The organism is Pseudomonas sp. AC532 (assembly GCF_979258965.1).
Window position 1 is genome coordinate 4,984,163 of sequence record NZ_OZ409888.1, and the last position, 14,790, is coordinate 4,998,952.

The window sequence follows — 14,790 nt, forward strand, 5'->3', positions numbered from 1 at the left end:
CTGGCGCCTCTGTTATGCAGGCGATCGCCTACGGTGAAGCGGTGACGGGCTCCTGCTCGTCACCTTGGTTATCGCTATCGGAACCGTTGTCATCCTCGGATGGCGGCGCGTCTGGCATCAACTCCAGCACGGTATGGCTGGTGCGCAGCATCGGCACGAAATGCGCCTGCTCGCCTGCGACGAGGTCGCTGACATGGCGCAGGCGATAAAAGGTGTAGGCGGCCAGCAGGCCCAGCGTGGCGGCGAAGTACAGCGGCAGGGCGGCGGCGCCGGTGTATTGCATCAGCAACCCGGCGAGCAGCGGCCCGCATACCGAGCCCACGCCGTTGACCATCAGCAGGCTGCTGGAGCCGGACAGAATCTCGTCGCGGTGCAGTTGGTCGATCAACTGCGCCACGGCAATCGGGTAGATGGCGAACGACAGCCCGCCAAACACGAACATCAGCGCCAGCAACGGGCGACCGGCTGGCAGCAGGCTCATCAGCAGGGCGACGATCACGGCCGCGCTGACCACCCAGAACAGCACCCAGCGCCGATCATGGTTGTCGGAAAAGCGGCCGATCGGCCATTGCAGCAGGGCACCGCCAAGAATGGTCGCGCTCATCATCAAACCGACGCCCGCAGCATCGAAACCGTTGAGGCTGGCATACACCGGCGCCATGCCCCAGAACGCGCCGAGGGCCAGGCCGGAAAGGCCCGCGGCGGCAATCGACAGCGGCGCGATGCCGGCGATCGCGCGCAGATTGGTGTGCAGGGTGTCCGGTACGCTGGGCTGCGGCTGGCGTGTCAGTGTAATGGGCATCAGCGCCGCGCTGATCAGCATCGCGGCAAGGGCGAACAGCAGGAAGTCAGCCGGGTCGGCCAGGTTCAGCAGTTGCTGGGCCGCCGCCAGGGCGCCCAGGTTGACAGCCATGTACACGGCGAACATCTGCCCGCGCTTGTCGTTGGGCACCTGAGCGTTGAGCCAGCTCTCGATGACCATGTACAGGCTGACCAGCGCCAGCCCGTAAAGCACCCGCAGGCCGAGCCAGACCCAGGGGTCGACGATCAGCACGTGCAGCAGCGCGGTGATCGCCGCGAGGGCGGCGCAAAAGGAGAATGCACGGATGTGCCCAACGCGACGAACCAGCGGGATAGCCAGCCAGGTGCCGAGAAGAAAACCGACGAAGTACCCGGACATGATCAGGCCGAGCATCCCGGTGGAGTAGCCTTCGGCGACGCCACGCAGAGTCAGTAGGGTGTTGAGCAGACCGTTGCCAAGGAGGAGTAACGCGACCCCACCCAGCAACGAGCTGATAGGGGAAATCAAGGACCACATGGCGAACAACCCTAGGGGACTATGCCGGTGATGGCAAGCACGAAGCGCGCCAGTGATCCCAGGGGTGTTTTCTATGTCATTGATTTAAATCGAATATTTTTGCTGATAAACGGTTCGCCAGTTTTTTCGGGGTTCATCATGCCCCGTCATGGGGCAGCGCTCGTTCCAGCAGCGGCATTAGCGGGCGTTGCTCGGCACCGAGGGTACGGTTGAGGCGGGCGATGAAGTCATTGATTTCCTGCCGTTCGCGGCTCTCGTGCAGGCAGCGGTCTGCGGTGTCGCGCACGCTGCGTGCATGGCGCAGCAGCTCGCCGCGTTGCGCGGTGCTGCATGGACGATGCAGCAAGTTCTTGAAGGCTTGCAGGAGACTCACCAGAACGCTGACGTCTGTCGCGCCATAGGCTCGTATAGGCCCTAGCAGTTGCAACAGCAATTGGTCCAGCGAGAGCTCCTGGTACGACAGGCGAGGGGGCTCGTCGGGCAGGCGGGCGAAGTCTCTGTCGCCCAGCTCGAGGCGTTTGCCCAGCAGCACGCTGAGCAGGTCGACGGCCTTGATTGCCGTGGCCGGGTCGTTGATGCCGGGGCTGAGCGCCTTCACCGCAATCTCCGACATCTGCCGACAGCCAAAGAAATAGTGGTTGCTGGCGTACTCCTCGATGAAGAAGTCGAAGCAGTCGAGCAGTTGTTGGCAGGTGTCCTCGTCCAGTCGCCGCTCCAGGCGAAACAGCGGATGGCCTTCGCTGACGAAGAAGCCACGATGGGCCATCACCGTCATGCGCACCTGATGGCGGCGTAGCAGGGTATTGGCTTCGCTGACGTTGAGCGCCTTGAAGTAACCGTTGCGTTGCGCATTGACCGTTACCCAGTCGCTGTCATCCGGCCAGGACACCTGCTGCTCTCTGGCGGCCAGTTTGCTGCTGCAGGTGTGAAGCTTTGCCAGGCTGGCGAGGTAGAGATTGTTGAGAATGTGTTCGACCTGGATCGACTGCGAAATCGAGCGGATGAAGTGCACGAACAGGCCCAGGCAGGTGATGCCCATGGCCAGGGTGATCAGCACGCCGAGGCTCGGCACCCGATCGGTGTCGCCTTGTTCGATGGTGGTAATCAGCAGGAGCGCATAGAGGATGCTGCCAAGGTAGATGCCCAGTGTCTTCTGGTGCCCTTTGCTGCTGATCAACCCCGGGATCACTCGCGGCGAGAGCGAGGCTGCGGCATTGTTGAGCACCACCATGACCATCGAGAAACTGAACACCATCAGCGAGAGGATGCCGGTCACCAGGGTGGCAAGGATAAGCCTGGCGTTCTCCGCGTTGCGTACCATGCCGATGTCGACGTTCTGCTTGAGCGCCAGCATCCAGGGACGGTATTCGAGTGCCATGGTCAGCACGCACAAGAGAAAGAAGCCGATGGCGATCAGCGTTGGGTAAAACGCCAGGCTGTGGGTAATGCGCTGATAGGCGCGAAACAGGACATTGCTGGGCACGGCCATTGGCGAATCCGTCTTGGATGGCGTTGACCGCGCTGTAGCTTTCGGGCGTGCATGCGCGGCAGGTCATAATGACCGCCTGGTGCCCACCCAGTTCACCCTCGAATTGGTTTTGGCGCGGCCAGCTGATCCAGCCAGGGCGCGCCTAGCGGGGCGGGGTGGCTGCTCACTTGCGACCCTCGGCAGCGCTGGCGAGCACATCGGTGCGCGCCGCCATGATGAAATCGTTGCGGTGCAGGCCCTTGATCGAATGGCTCCACCACGTCACGGTGACCTTGCCCCATTCGGTGAGCAGCGACGGGTGATGGTTCTCGGTTTCGGCAATTTCGCCCACGGCATTGGTGAAGGCCAGCGCATGCTTGAAGGTGCGAAAGGCGTAGGCCCGTTCGAGCTGCATCACGCCATCGCGAACTTCGATGTTCCAGTCGGGGATCTGCCTGATCAGCTCCGCCAGTTCGGCCTCGCTGACTTTTGGCGCATCGGCGCTGCAGGCCTCGCAGGTTGCTTGGGACAATGCGGACATGGGGGCTCCTCGTAGCGTTGATCGATACGGCGCGGTTACGCCGCTTTCGGTGGGAATTTCGGCGCGTGCAGACCAAGCGTCATGGCCTGCCTGACCTGGCCCATGATGTCTTCTCGGGCCAGGGCGAACAGCCGTTGCAAATCCGGCAGTAGGAAATACAGCGGCTGCAGGATATCGATGCGATACGGCGTGCGCATGGCCTCCACGGCATCGAACGGCTGGTATTCCGGCTCGCCGGACAGACTGTACACCGCTTCCCTGGGCGAGGAGAGGATGCCGCCGCCATAGATGCGCCGGCCGGCGGGGGTGTCCACCAGGCCGAACTCGATGGTCATCCAGTAGAGGCGCGCGAGAAACACGCGCTCTTGCGGGCTGGCGGCCAAGCCCATGCGGCCGTAGGTATGGGTGAATTCGGCGAACCAGGGGTTGGTCAGCAGGGGGCAGTGGCCGAAGATCTCGTGAAAGATGTCCGGTTCTTGCAGGTAGTCCAGGTCCGCTTCGCTGCGGATGAAAGTGGCCACCGGAAACTGCCGGTTGGCGAGCAGCTCGAAAAAACGCTGGAACGGAATCAGCGCCGGCACCTGGGCAACGTGCCAGCCAGTCGTGGCCTGCAGCGCGCGATTGATGTCAGGCAGCTGGGGAATCCGATCATGGGGCAGGGCGAGGGTGTCGAGGCCGTCCAGATATTCCTGGCAGGCCCGTGATTCGATCACCCTGAGCTGACGCTCGATCAGGGTTTGCCAGATGCGATGCTCGACCTCGTCGTAGTCGATGAATCCGTTGCTGTCAGGCTGCCTGGCAACGTACTGGCTGGCTTTCATCCGGCGATCTCCCTGCACATCCGATCTGCTCATGTCTGCCCCGAGCATGCATCAGGTCCGTACGCCTTGCGCGGGCGGTCGCGAGCCGTGCGAGCGGAGAGACGCACGTTTTCGTAAAGAAAGAGTTACGTCTCGCGCCAAGCGCTGTTCTTGGCTCAGAGGATTCCTCTAGACTGGCAAGAAACCTTGACGAAAATAACAAGAGCGGCCGTCATGCGTATCAAGATCCATTGCCAGAATCGCGTGGGCATTCTGCGCGACATCCTCGAGCTGCTGGTCAGCTACGGCACCAACGTGGCACGCGGCGAAGTCGGCGGCGAGCAGGGCAACGCCATCTACCTGCATTGCCCCAACCTCATCAACCTGCAATTCCAGGCCTTGCGTCCCAAGCTTGAAGCGATTACCGGCGTGTTCGGGGTCAAGCGCGTGGGGCTGATGCCCAGTGAGCGCCGCCATCTGGAGCTCAATGCGCTGTTGGGTGCTCTGGAGTTTCCGGTGCTGTCGATCGACATGAGCGGCAGCATCGTTGCAGCCAACCGTGCAGCCGCCCAGTTGCTCGGCGTACGCGTCGACGAGGTGCCGGGCATCGCGTTGTCGCGCTACACCGAGGATTTCGATTTGCCGGAGCTGGTGCGGGCCAATCGCTCGCGCATCAATGGCTTGCGGATCAAGGTCTGCGGTGACGTGTATCTCGCCGACATCGCGCCGCTGCAGGCCGAGCAGGAAGACAGCGAAGCCATGGCTGGCGCGGTGCTGACCCTGCACCGCGCCGACCGGGTGGGCGAGCGCATTTATCAGGTGCGCAAACAGGAGCTGCGTGGTTTCGACAGCATCTTCCAGAGCTCCAGGATGATGGCTGCCGTGGTGCGTGAAGCGCGGCGCATGGCTCCGCTGGACGCGCCGCTGCTGATCGAGGGCGAGACCGGCACCGGCAAGGAATTGCTGGCCCGCGCCTGCCACCTGGCCAGCCCGCGGGGGCAGTCGCCGTTCATGGCCCTCAACTGCGCCGGCCTGCCGGAATCAATGGCCGAAACCGAGCTGTTCGGCTACGGACCGGGTGCCTTCGAGGGCGCTCGCGCCGAGGGCAAGCTGGGGCTGCTTGAACTGACGGCAGGGGGCACGCTGTTTCTCGACGGCGTGGGCGAAATGAGCCAGCGCCTACAGGCGAAATTGCTGCGTTTTCTGCAGGATGGGTGCTTCCGCCGGGTTGGCAGTGACGAGGAGGTGTACCTGGACGTGCGGGTCACCTGCGCCACCCAGGTCGACCTCTCGGAATTGTGCGCCCGTGGCGAGTTTCGCGAGGACCTGTATCACCGCCTCAACGTGTTGAGCCTGCACATCCCGCCGCTGCGTGAGTGCCTGGATGGCCTGCCGCCCTTGGCCGAACACTTTCTCGATCGCGCCAGCCGGCAGATAGGCTGCCCGCTGCCGAGCCTGGCACCGGCCGCGCTGGAAAAGCTGAGTCGCTATCACTGGCCGGGCAATGTACGGCAATTGGAGAACGTGCTGTTCCAGGCGGTATCACTGTGCGATGGGCGGGTGGTGAAGCCCGAGCACATTCGTCTGCCAGGTTACGGCGCTGCGCAGCCGCTGGGTGATTTCTCGCTGGAAGGTGGGCTGGATGCCATCGTCGGGCGCTTCGAAAAAGCCGTGCTCGAGCGCTTGCAGGGGGAGTTTCCGAGCAGTCGTCTGCTTGGCAAGCGGCTCGGCGTTTCCCACACCACCATCGCCAACAAGTTGCGCGAGCACGGCCTGGGCAAGGCGTAGCGGGGAAACCAAGAGGCGAGCCAGGAGCCCCTGGCTCGCCTGGCGGGTTTCAGCGGGCGCTGACGGGCCGCGCGCGGGGCCCTGGCAGAATGCCGTTGACCGGGTTGCTGCTCAGCAGGCGGGCGCTGGTGATGCCGGCGATCTCGTGGCCGCGATCGTTGAGGCTGTTCATCACCTGGTTGACCAGGGCGGTAATCAGAATCCCCGCCAGGCCGCCGCCACTGTTCTGCTGTTGTTCGGCGGTGCTGGCCCGGGCAATGCCTTTCCACAGCTCCTTGCCGGTACGCAGGTCGACCAGGGTGGCGCTGGCGGCCACCGCCACCTCGCTGCTGATCACCTTGTAGCTGCTGCCGTATTCGGTCACGTCGATATACAACACGGTGTCGGCACCGAATATCTCGTAGAGCTTCTGCGGCGAGACTTCGCGAATTTCCTCGGCGTTGAGCATGCCGTTCTGCTTGAAGGTCTCGTTGACCACCGCCACCGGCAGCACGTAGTAGCCGGCTTCGCTGAGCGGCGCGGTGATCAGCGAGTACAGGCTGAAGGTGGCCTTGATGTCCGGCGACTTGTTGACCGGCGGCAGCACCAGGATGGAGGCCGGGCTGCTTTCCTTGAAGGCGCTGTAGTCGTAGGGCTGCTGGGTGGCGCAACCGGCCAGCAGGGCGAGCGCGGCCAGTACCGCGAGTGTTCTGAGGGAGGTCAGTAGGGGCATGTCGATCACTTGGCCATATTGCGCATCAGGAAGTCCATGTATTGCGCGGACTCGGGGAACAGGGCTTTCTCGGTTTCGAACTGCTGGCGCACCTGATCGGGCTTGCCGATCTCCGCGTACAGCATGCCGAGGTGCGCATGGAACCCGGGCGGCAGCGTGCGGTCAGCGGCGCGGGCTTTCTGGGCGCTGGCTTCCAGCGCGGCGATCTGCTCTTCGGTGCCGGTAGTGTTCTCGAAGCGCTGATAGACCTGCTGCTGGTAACCCTCCCAGTAGTACAGGGATTTGGGTTGCTGGGCGCAGCCGGCCAGCAGCGCGCTGGCCAGTACGCTGGTGAGCAGAAGTGGGGATTTCATCGTTCGCTCCTCGCTCACTTGACCGGGCGCCAGGCGCCGCTGTCGACGCCGCTGACCAGCTTGTTGACGGCCTCGCGGATGGCCAGGTCGAGCACCTTGCCATTGAGGGTGGAGTCGTAGCTGGCGGTGCCGCCAAAACCGATGATTTCACGGTTCGACAGGGCGTATTCGCCGGCGCCCTGGCTGGAGTACACCACCTCGGAGGTAGCGACATCGACGATGTTGAGGTTCACCTTGGCGTAGGCGATCTGCTGCTTGCCGCGGCCGAGGATGCCGAACAGCTGGTGGTCGCCGACTTCCTTGCGGCCGAACTCGGTCACGTCCCCGGTGACCACGAAATTGGCGCCCTTGATCTGCTGAGCCTGCTTGGAGAAGCCCGACTCCTGCTGCAGCTCGCTGAGGTTGTCGCGATCGAGCACGTTGAAGCGGTTGGACTGCTGCAAATGCGTGATCAGAATGGTCTTGGCCTGCCCGCCAAGGCGGTCGACGCTGTCGCTGAAAATACCGCGCAGGTAGCTGGAGCGGTTGTCGAACTTGCCAACGGCGATCGGGCTGCGCGGGCCGCTGTACTGGCTGCTGGCGGTATTGACCTTGGCGACTTCCAGGGTGCGCGAACTTTCCGTGGCGCAGCCGGCGAGCAGCACCAGCATGCCGGCGAGGCCAGCGGTAATGAGCTTGTTCATACGAATCTCGTTTGCAAAGTGGGCAGGGGGAGCCTGTAACGGACAGGAATCAGCCCGGCACTTTCACGAGGGATGCGGCATGGAATGGCGACGCGCGGTAACGCGAGGCGCTTGAAGAGTCGATCCATGACGCTGACCCTGGAGCGGGTGCGGGGTGCTTCCTGCGGCGACGATTCTAGAGCGCATCAAGGCGTTTTGCCAGCAATGGCGACCCCAGGTGTGACGCGCTTCGCTTCGTGGTGCTCCTTGTGCCTGGTCAACCGACCGTGCTTTCCGGCAGCAGGGTGGCGATCAGCGCCCGCACGCTACCGGGCAGGGCTTCCAGGTCGCGCACCAGCATGCTGCGCTCGCGTACCGCCCAGGGCTCGTCCAGCTCGATGGTGTGCAGTTTCATGGTGCGGCGGTGCCGGCTGGCGGCGGATTCGGGGATGATGCCGATGCCGACATTGGCCTCGACCATCCGGCAGATCGCTTCGAAGCCGGACATCTGGATGCGCAGCGACAGGGTGCCGCCGAGGGTTTCCACATGCTCGCGCAGGAAGGTCAGCAGGGTGCTGCCGTCGTGCAGGCCGATGTGCTGGTATTGCAGCGTGTCGCGCAGGCTGACGCGCTCGCGCTCGGCCAGCGGATGCCCGTCGGGCACCACCAGCACCAGGCGGTCGGTGCTGAAATGCAGCACCTGCAGGCCGGCGGCCTCCACCGGGCCGGCGATGATGCCCAGGTCGGCGCCGCCGTCGAGCACGCCACGCACGATGTCGCGGCTCAGGCGTTCCTGCAGGTCCACCGTCACGCCGGGGCGTTCTGCCAGAAACCTGGCCAGCACTTCGGGCAGGAACTCGGTCACCGCCGTGGTGTTGGCGAAGATGCGGATATGCCCGGCCGAATCACTGCCGTATTCGGTGAATTCGCTTTTCAGGTAATCGACCTGGCGCATGATCAGCCGCGCATGCTGCAGCAGGCGCTGGCCGGAGGGTGTCAGCTCCACGCCGCGGCTGTCGCGGTACAGCAGGCGCGTGCCCAACTGGCCTTCGAGTGCCTTGATGCGTGCGCTGGCGGCGGCGGGTGAGAGCGAGGCACGCCGCGCACCCTGGGTGAGGCTGGGTGATTCGGCGATATGGATGAAGAGGCGCAAATCCGGCAGATCGAAATGCATGGCAGCTCTGCAATCAGTTAAAAGCGGCGTTCAGCTTATCCGAACGCTGGCTTAAATAAATGCGGATTCCCGGAACGTTTGTCGGATTGCATGCTGGCGTTACTCACCAGACAGCTGGACATGCACATGAGCGACTCCGCCTTAACCGCCTGGATAGGCCGCAGCGAAGAGGCCCACGATCAGTTGAGCCGCAACCTGGTCAAGCGTATCGCCGCGACCCTCGGCGAGGACACGCCGGCTCACGGCGAAGCGCTGCCACCGCTGTGGCACTGGGCGTTCTTTCAGGAGCCCATCGCCGAAGGCGGCCTGGGCGGCGATGGCCACCCGGCGCGCGGGGGCTTCCTGCCTCCGGCCGACAACCGCAACCGCATGTGGGCCGGCGGTCGTGTCGAGTTCATCGCGCCGCTGCGCGTGGGCGGCGAAGCCACCCGGGTATCGACCATTACCCACATCGAGGAAAAGCACGGTCGTACCGGCGCGCTGCTGTTCGTCACCGTGCAGCACGACTACCTGCAGGATGGCAAGCTGGCGATCCGCGAGGAGCAGGACATCGTCTACCGCGAACCCAGCCCACCCAAGAGCGGTACCGGCGAAGCGCTGCCGGCCGGCGATTGGCGCGAGGGCGTGGTGCCCAGCCCGACCCTGCTGTTTCGCTACAGCGCGGTGACCTTCAACGGCCACCGCATTCACTACGACTGGCCCTATGTCACCGGCACCGAGGGCTACACCGGGCTGGTGGTGCACGGCCCGTTGATTGCCACCCTCAACCTTCGTGCCTTCTGCCGTGCCAACCCGCAGGCCCGCCTGCGCCGGTTCGCCTATCGAGGCTTGCGTCCGCTGGTGGCGCCAGAGCCTTTCGAGGTGGCCGGGCGAATCACCGACGCGGGCACGGCGCAGCTATGGGCTGGCAACGAAGCCGGCATGGCCCAGCAGGCCGACGTGGAATTCGACTAATAGACGCTTTGTAGGGTGGACGTCGCTTCACCTGCGCGGCGCGATCCGTCCACCGTTCTGCAATCGCAATGGTGGACAAAAAGAGCGTTAGCTACGCGCCCCGGTCCACCCTACACAGCTAACGATCGTTGGCAGGCTCTTACAAGAACAAGCGAGGAACCGAGATGACTCCGGAACAGAGCGAAGAACTGAATTTCATCCGCGAAGGCGTACGCGGTCTGTGTGCCGAATTCCCTGCCGAGTACTGGCGCAAGATCGATGAACAGAAGGGCTTTCCGGAAGCCTTCGTGGCGGCCATGACCGAAGCTGGCTGGCTGTCGGCGATGATCCCGGAACAATACGGCGGCTCTGGCCTGGGCCTGGCCGAGGCTTCGGTGATTCTCGAGGAAGTGAACCGCTGCGGCGGCAACTCCGGCACCATCCACGGGCAGATGTACAACATGTTCACCCTGCTGCGTAACGGCAGCGACGAGCAGAAAAGCTACTACCTGCCGAAACTGGCCAGCGGCGAGCTGCGCCTGCAGTCCATGGGCGTCACCGAGCCCACCACCGGTACCGATACCACCAAGATCAAGACCACCGCCGTGCGCCAGGGCGACACGTACGTGATCAATGGCCAGAAGGTGTGGATCTCGCGCATCCAGCATTCCGACCTGATGATCCTGCTGGCGCGCACCACGCCGCTCGCCGAGGTGAAGAAGAAATCCGAAGGCATGTCGATCTTTCTGGTCGACCTGCGCGAGGCCATTGGCAACGGCCTGACCGTGCAGCCGATCGCCAACATGGTCAACCACGAGACCAACGAGCTGTTCTTCGACAACCTGGAAATCCCGGCCAGCAGTTTGATCGGCGAGGAGGGCAAGGGCTTTCGCTACATCCTCGACGGCCTGAATGCCGAGCGCACGCTGATCGCCGCCGAGTGCATCGGCGATGGTCGCTGGTTCATCGAGAAAGCCAGTGCCTACGCCCGTGATCGCGTGGTATTCGGCCGCCCGATCGGCCAGAACCAGGGCGTGCAGTTTCCCATCGCCAAGGCGCATATCGAAGTCGAAGCCGCCGACCTGATGCGCTGGCGCGCCTGCGAGCAGTACGACCGCGGCGAAAACGCCGGGGCCAGCGCCAACATGGCCAAGTACCTGGCGGCGGAAGCGTCCTGGGCGGCGGCCAATGCGTGCCTGCAGACCCATGGCGGTTTCGGTTTCGCCAACGAATACGATGTCGAACGCAAGTTCCGCGAGACCCGCCTGTACCAGGTGGCGCCAATCTCCACCAACCTGATCATGTCCTACGTGGCCGAGCACCTGCTCGAACTGCCACGCAGTTTCTGAGGAGCACGTCATGAGCCATACCCAGGCCCTGGCGGGCTTTCTCGCCGACCTCAATTACGGGCAGATTCCCGCAAGCGTGCTCGATCGCACCGAAGACCTGTTCCTCGACTGGCTCGGGTCGGCGCTGGCCAGTGAAGGCGCTCGGCCGATTCCGCTGTTCGAAGCCTATGCGCAGAAGATGGGCCCGGCCGATGGCCCGGCGCGCATCCTGGTCAACGGCCGCGGCACTTCGGCGTACTTTGCGGCGCTGGTCAACGGCGCTTCGTCCCATCTGGTCGAGCAGGATGACCTGCACAACAGTTCGGTGCTGCACCCGGCTACCGTGGTATTCCCGGCGGCCCTGGCGGCGGCGCAGGACCTGGGCAAGTCCGGCCGCGAGCTGTTGCTGGCCTCGGTGGCGGGCTATGAGGCGGGCATTCGCATTGGTGAATTCCTTGGTCGCTCCCATTACCGCATCTTCCACACCACGGCCACGGTCGGCACCCTGGCCGCTGCCGTGGCGGTGGGCAAGCTGCTGGACTTCGACAAACAGCAGTTCGTGCACCTGCTCGGCAATGCCGGCACCCAGGCTGCCGGGTTGTGGGAGTTCCTGCGTGACGCCGCCGACTCCAAGCAGCTGCACACCGCCAAGGCCGCAGCCGATGGCCTGCTGGCCGCGTATTTCACCGAGCAGGGCCTGACCGGCGCACAGAACATTCTCGAAGGCGAGCAGGGCATGGCTGCCGGCATGTCCAGCGATGCCAATCCCAGTAAATTGTCGGATCGTCTCGGCAGCCGCTGGGCGCTGGTGGAAACCTCGTTCAAATTCCACGCCTCGTGCCGCCACACCCACCCGGCCGCCGATGCGCTACTGGACCTGATGCGGCGCGAAGGCCTGCGGCATGGCGACATCAGGCAGGTGATCACCCATGTGCACCAGGGCGCCATCGATGTGCTCGGCCGAGTGGTGGTGCCGCAGACCGTGCACCAGGCGAAGTTCTCCATGGGCACTGTGCTTGGTCTGATCGCCGTGCATGGCAAGGCGCAGCTCACCGAATTCGAAAACCTGTCGCTCAGCGATGCCGATGTTGCGGCCTTTCGCGACAAGGTCAGCATGCGCCTCGATCCCGAGGTGGATGGCGCTTACCCGGCGCGTTGGCTGGGCCGGGTCGAAGTGGTCACCACCGACGGCCGCACCTTGCGCGGTGCCATCGACGAGCCCAAGGGCGATCCTGGCAACACCCTCAGCCGCGGCGAGCTGGAAGACAAGTTCCGCCGCCTGCTGGCCTTCGCCGGCAAGCGCAGCAGCGACCAGGCGGGCGAGTTGATCGCCCGCGTCTGGCGCCTGCGTGACACCGATGAGTTGAGCAACCTGGCCTGACGGCTCGCTTCGATTTTCCGGTGGATCGGTAAAGCGCGGACTACGCGTCCCGATCCACCCTACGGAACAGGATCTGGACATGAATAACGCACAACAACCCCGGCCACTGGACGGCATTACCGTGGTCAGCCTGGAGCACGCCATCGCGGCGCCGTTCTGCACCCGCCAGTTGGCCGACATGGGCGCCCGCGTGATCAAGGTCGAGCGCCCCGGCAGCGGCGACTTCGCTCGCGGTTATGACGAGCGCGTCAACGGCCTGGCCTCGCACTTCGTGTGGACCAACCGTTCCAAGGAAAGCCTGACCCTGGACCTCAAGCAGGACGATGCCGGCGAGGTGCTCGACAACCTGCTGGCCAAGGCCGACGTGCTGGTGCAGAACCTCGCTCCCGGCGCGGCTGCGCGGATGGGGCTGTCGTTCGAAGCGCTGCATGAGCGTTTCCCGAAACTGATCGTCTGCGACATCTCCGGCTACGGCGATGGCGGCAGCTACGAGAAGAAGAAAGCCTATGACCTGTTGATTCAGAGCGAGGGCGGTTTTCTCTCGGTTACCGGCGGCGCGGGTGAAGATGAGCTGGCCAAGGCCGGTTGCTCGATCGCCGATATCGCTGCCGGCATGTACGCCTACAGCAACATCCTCACGGCGCTGCTGCTGCGCGGCAGAACCGGCCTGGGCAGCCGCATCGACGTGAGCATGCTCGAGAGCCTGGTCGAGTGGATGGGTTATCCCCTGTATTACGCGTACGACGGTGCCACGCCGCCGCCGCGTGCCGGGGCCGCCCACTCGACCATCTATCCTTACGGGCCTTTTCCGTCCGGCGATGGCGGCACAGTGATGCTCGGCTTGCAGAACGAGCGCGAATGGCAGGCGTTCTGTGAGCGCGTGCTGCTACAGCCGGCACTGGCCGGCGATGAGCGCTTCAGCACCAACTCGAAGCGCTCGGCCAACCGCGAAGCACTGCGCGCGATCATCGTCGAAACCTTTGCTGCGCTGACCGCCGAGCAAGTGATCGAGCGGCTGGAGCAGGCGCAGATCGCCAGCGCCCACGTCAACGACATGGCCGGTGTATGGAATCATCCGCAGCTCAAGGCACGTGACCGCTGGCGCCAGGTCGACAGCCCGGCCGGAGCGCTGCCGGCCTTGTTGCCGCCCGGCAGCAATAGTGCCTTCACGGCGCGGATGGATGCGGTGCCGGCACTGGGCGAGCACACCGAGGCGCTGCTCGTCGAGCTGGGGTATGGCGAGGCGCAGATAGCCGGCTTGAAGGTCAGCGGGGCGGTGTGAGGTTGTGGTGATGCCATGATCGGGAGTTTCTGTGGGAGCGGCCCCGCCCGCTCCCACATTCAGATCGCGATCAGCTTAGCCCCTGAATGCTCCCTTCCAATTAACCAATTTCACGTCAGGAAGCAGATGCCATGACGACCTCCATCATTCGTACCGCATTATTCGTGCCCGCTTCGCGACCTGAACGCATCCCCAAGGCCCTGGCCAGTGGGGCCGACGCGGTGATCGTCGACCTCGAAGATGCCGTTCAGGAAAGCCTCAAGGTGGAGGCCCGCGGCAACCTCGACCGTTTTCTGACCGAAAACCCTGACGCGCGCCTGCTGGTGCGCATCAACTCGCCCGAACATGCTGGCCACAGCGATGACATCGCGCTGTGCAGGCGTCACGCCGGCGTTATCGGCGTGCTATTGCCCAAGGTGGAAAATGCCGCGCAGGTGGCACGAGTCGCTGAGGCAGGAAAGCCGGTTTGGCCAATCATCGAAAGCGCTCGTGGCTTGCATGAGCTGCCGGCCATCTCCGCCGCGCCAGGCGTTGAAAGGCTGTCATTCGGCGGCCTGGATCTGGGCCTCGACCTTGGCCTGAACAGCGGCACGCCGGCGGCCGAGCGGATGCTCGACCAGGCGCGTTACGCGATCCTGCTGCACAGCTGCCTGGCCGGGTTGGCCGCGCCACTGGATAGCGTATTTCCGGCGATCCAGGATCAGGCCGGCCTCGACCGCGTCAGCCGCGACGCGCGAGATATGGGCTTCGGCGGCCTGCTATGTATCCATCCCAGCCAGGTTGTCGTGGTGCATCAGGCGCTGGCGCCTTCGGCTGAAGAACTGGCTTGGGCACGCCGGGTATTGCAGGCGGGCGAAAGCGGCGACGGTGTTTTCGTGATCGATGGACAGATGGTCGACGCGCCGGTCGTCGGCCGCGCCAGACGCATCGTCGAGCGTGCCGGCAACTGAATGAGCGAGCGTTCGGCAGTGCCGAAGGCAGCTTTGGAGAATCACGAATTCCACGGATGGCGAGAGCGCGATAAACAGCTTGTACCTACTTACAAAAACA

Annotated in this window: 14 protein-coding genes; 6 read left to right on the top strand and 8 right to left on the bottom strand. The window is 64.1% G+C overall.

What is annotated here, in order from left to right; translation table 11 throughout:
• Window positions 1-28: 28 nt before the first annotated feature.
• The 4 genes from ACZ0AV_RS23235 to phhA form a co-directional block, all read right to left on the bottom strand.
• Complete coding sequence (locus tag ACZ0AV_RS23235) at window positions 29-1,318, bottom strand: MFS transporter (RefSeq protein WP_499153190.1); 1,290 nt, start codon at window positions 1,316-1,318, stop codon at window positions 29-31.
• Between the two features lie 136 nt (window positions 1,319-1,454).
• Window positions 1,455-2,807: a DUF2254 domain-containing protein gene (locus ACZ0AV_RS23240; RefSeq protein ID WP_499153191.1), complete on the bottom strand. Its 1,353-nt coding sequence runs from the start codon at window positions 2,805-2,807 to the stop codon at window positions 1,455-1,457.
• Between the two features lie 163 nt (window positions 2,808-2,970).
• The gene (locus ACZ0AV_RS23245; RefSeq protein WP_499153192.1) at window positions 2,971-3,327 is read right to left on the bottom strand and encodes a 4a-hydroxytetrahydrobiopterin dehydratase; all 357 of its coding nucleotides are present in this window, start codon (window positions 3,325-3,327) and stop codon (window positions 2,971-2,973) included.
• Window positions 3,328-3,362: 35 nt separating this feature from the next.
• The gene (gene phhA, locus ACZ0AV_RS23250) at window positions 3,363-4,148 is read right to left on the bottom strand and encodes a phenylalanine 4-monooxygenase (RefSeq protein ID WP_499153193.1); all 786 of its coding nucleotides are present in this window, start codon (window positions 4,146-4,148) and stop codon (window positions 3,363-3,365) included.
• A 213-nt stretch (window positions 4,149-4,361) separates the two neighbouring features.
• Here phhA and ACZ0AV_RS23255 point away from each other — a divergent pair, with 213 nt between their 5' ends.
• Window positions 4,362-5,915 (top strand): sigma-54-dependent transcriptional regulator, encoded by a 1,554-nt coding sequence (locus ACZ0AV_RS23255; protein ID WP_499153194.1) that lies wholly within the window; start codon window positions 4,362-4,364, stop codon window positions 5,913-5,915.
• A 49-nt stretch (window positions 5,916-5,964) separates the two neighbouring features.
• On the opposite strand, the gene ACZ0AV_RS23260 is transcribed toward ACZ0AV_RS23255, so the two are convergent.
• The 4 genes from ACZ0AV_RS23260 to ACZ0AV_RS23275 form a co-directional block, all read right to left on the bottom strand.
• Complete coding sequence (locus tag ACZ0AV_RS23260; RefSeq protein ID WP_499153195.1) at window positions 5,965-6,627, bottom strand: DUF799 domain-containing protein; 663 nt, start codon at window positions 6,625-6,627, stop codon at window positions 5,965-5,967.
• Between the two features lie 5 nt (window positions 6,628-6,632).
• Window positions 6,633-6,980 carry a DUF4810 domain-containing protein gene (locus ACZ0AV_RS23265; protein ID WP_499153196.1) on the bottom strand — a complete coding sequence of 116 codons (348 nt, stop codon included), beginning with the start codon at window positions 6,978-6,980 and terminating at the stop codon, window positions 6,633-6,635.
• 14 nt (window positions 6,981-6,994) lie between these two features.
• On the bottom strand, window positions 6,995-7,663 hold the full coding sequence (locus tag ACZ0AV_RS23270) for a CsgG/HfaB family protein (RefSeq protein ID WP_308838919.1): 669 nt from the start codon (window positions 7,661-7,663) through the stop codon (window positions 6,995-6,997).
• Between the two features lie 256 nt (window positions 7,664-7,919).
• Complete coding sequence (locus ACZ0AV_RS23275; protein ID WP_499153197.1) at window positions 7,920-8,816, bottom strand: LysR substrate-binding domain-containing protein; 897 nt, start codon at window positions 8,814-8,816, stop codon at window positions 7,920-7,922.
• A gap of 126 nt (window positions 8,817-8,942) precedes the next feature.
• On the opposite strand from ACZ0AV_RS23275, the gene ACZ0AV_RS23280 reads away from it, so the two are divergent.
• The 5 genes from ACZ0AV_RS23280 to ACZ0AV_RS23300 all read left to right on the top strand — a co-directional run bounded on the left by ACZ0AV_RS23280 (window position 8,943) and on the right by ACZ0AV_RS23300 (window position 14,690).
• Window positions 8,943-9,770 carry an HTD2 family dehydratase gene (locus tag ACZ0AV_RS23280; RefSeq protein ID WP_499153198.1) on the top strand — a complete coding sequence of 276 codons (828 nt, stop codon included), beginning with the start codon at window positions 8,943-8,945 and terminating at the stop codon, window positions 9,768-9,770.
• 164 nt (window positions 9,771-9,934) lie between these two features.
• Window positions 9,935-11,098, top strand: a complete 1,164-nt coding sequence (locus ACZ0AV_RS23285) for an acyl-CoA dehydrogenase family protein (protein WP_499153199.1) — start codon at window positions 9,935-9,937, stop codon at window positions 11,096-11,098.
• A gap of 10 nt (window positions 11,099-11,108) precedes the next feature.
• Window positions 11,109-12,458, top strand: a complete 1,350-nt coding sequence (locus ACZ0AV_RS23290; RefSeq protein ID WP_499153200.1) for an MmgE/PrpD family protein — start codon at window positions 11,109-11,111, stop codon at window positions 12,456-12,458.
• Window positions 12,459-12,537: 79 nt separating this feature from the next.
• The gene (locus tag ACZ0AV_RS23295; protein ID WP_499153201.1) at window positions 12,538-13,740 is read left to right on the top strand and encodes a CaiB/BaiF CoA transferase family protein; all 1,203 of its coding nucleotides are present in this window, start codon (window positions 12,538-12,540) and stop codon (window positions 13,738-13,740) included.
• A gap of 131 nt (window positions 13,741-13,871) precedes the next feature.
• Complete coding sequence (locus tag ACZ0AV_RS23300) at window positions 13,872-14,690, top strand: HpcH/HpaI aldolase/citrate lyase family protein (protein ID WP_499153202.1); 819 nt, start codon at window positions 13,872-13,874, stop codon at window positions 14,688-14,690.
• The last annotated feature ends 100 nt before the right edge of the window (window positions 14,691-14,790 follow it).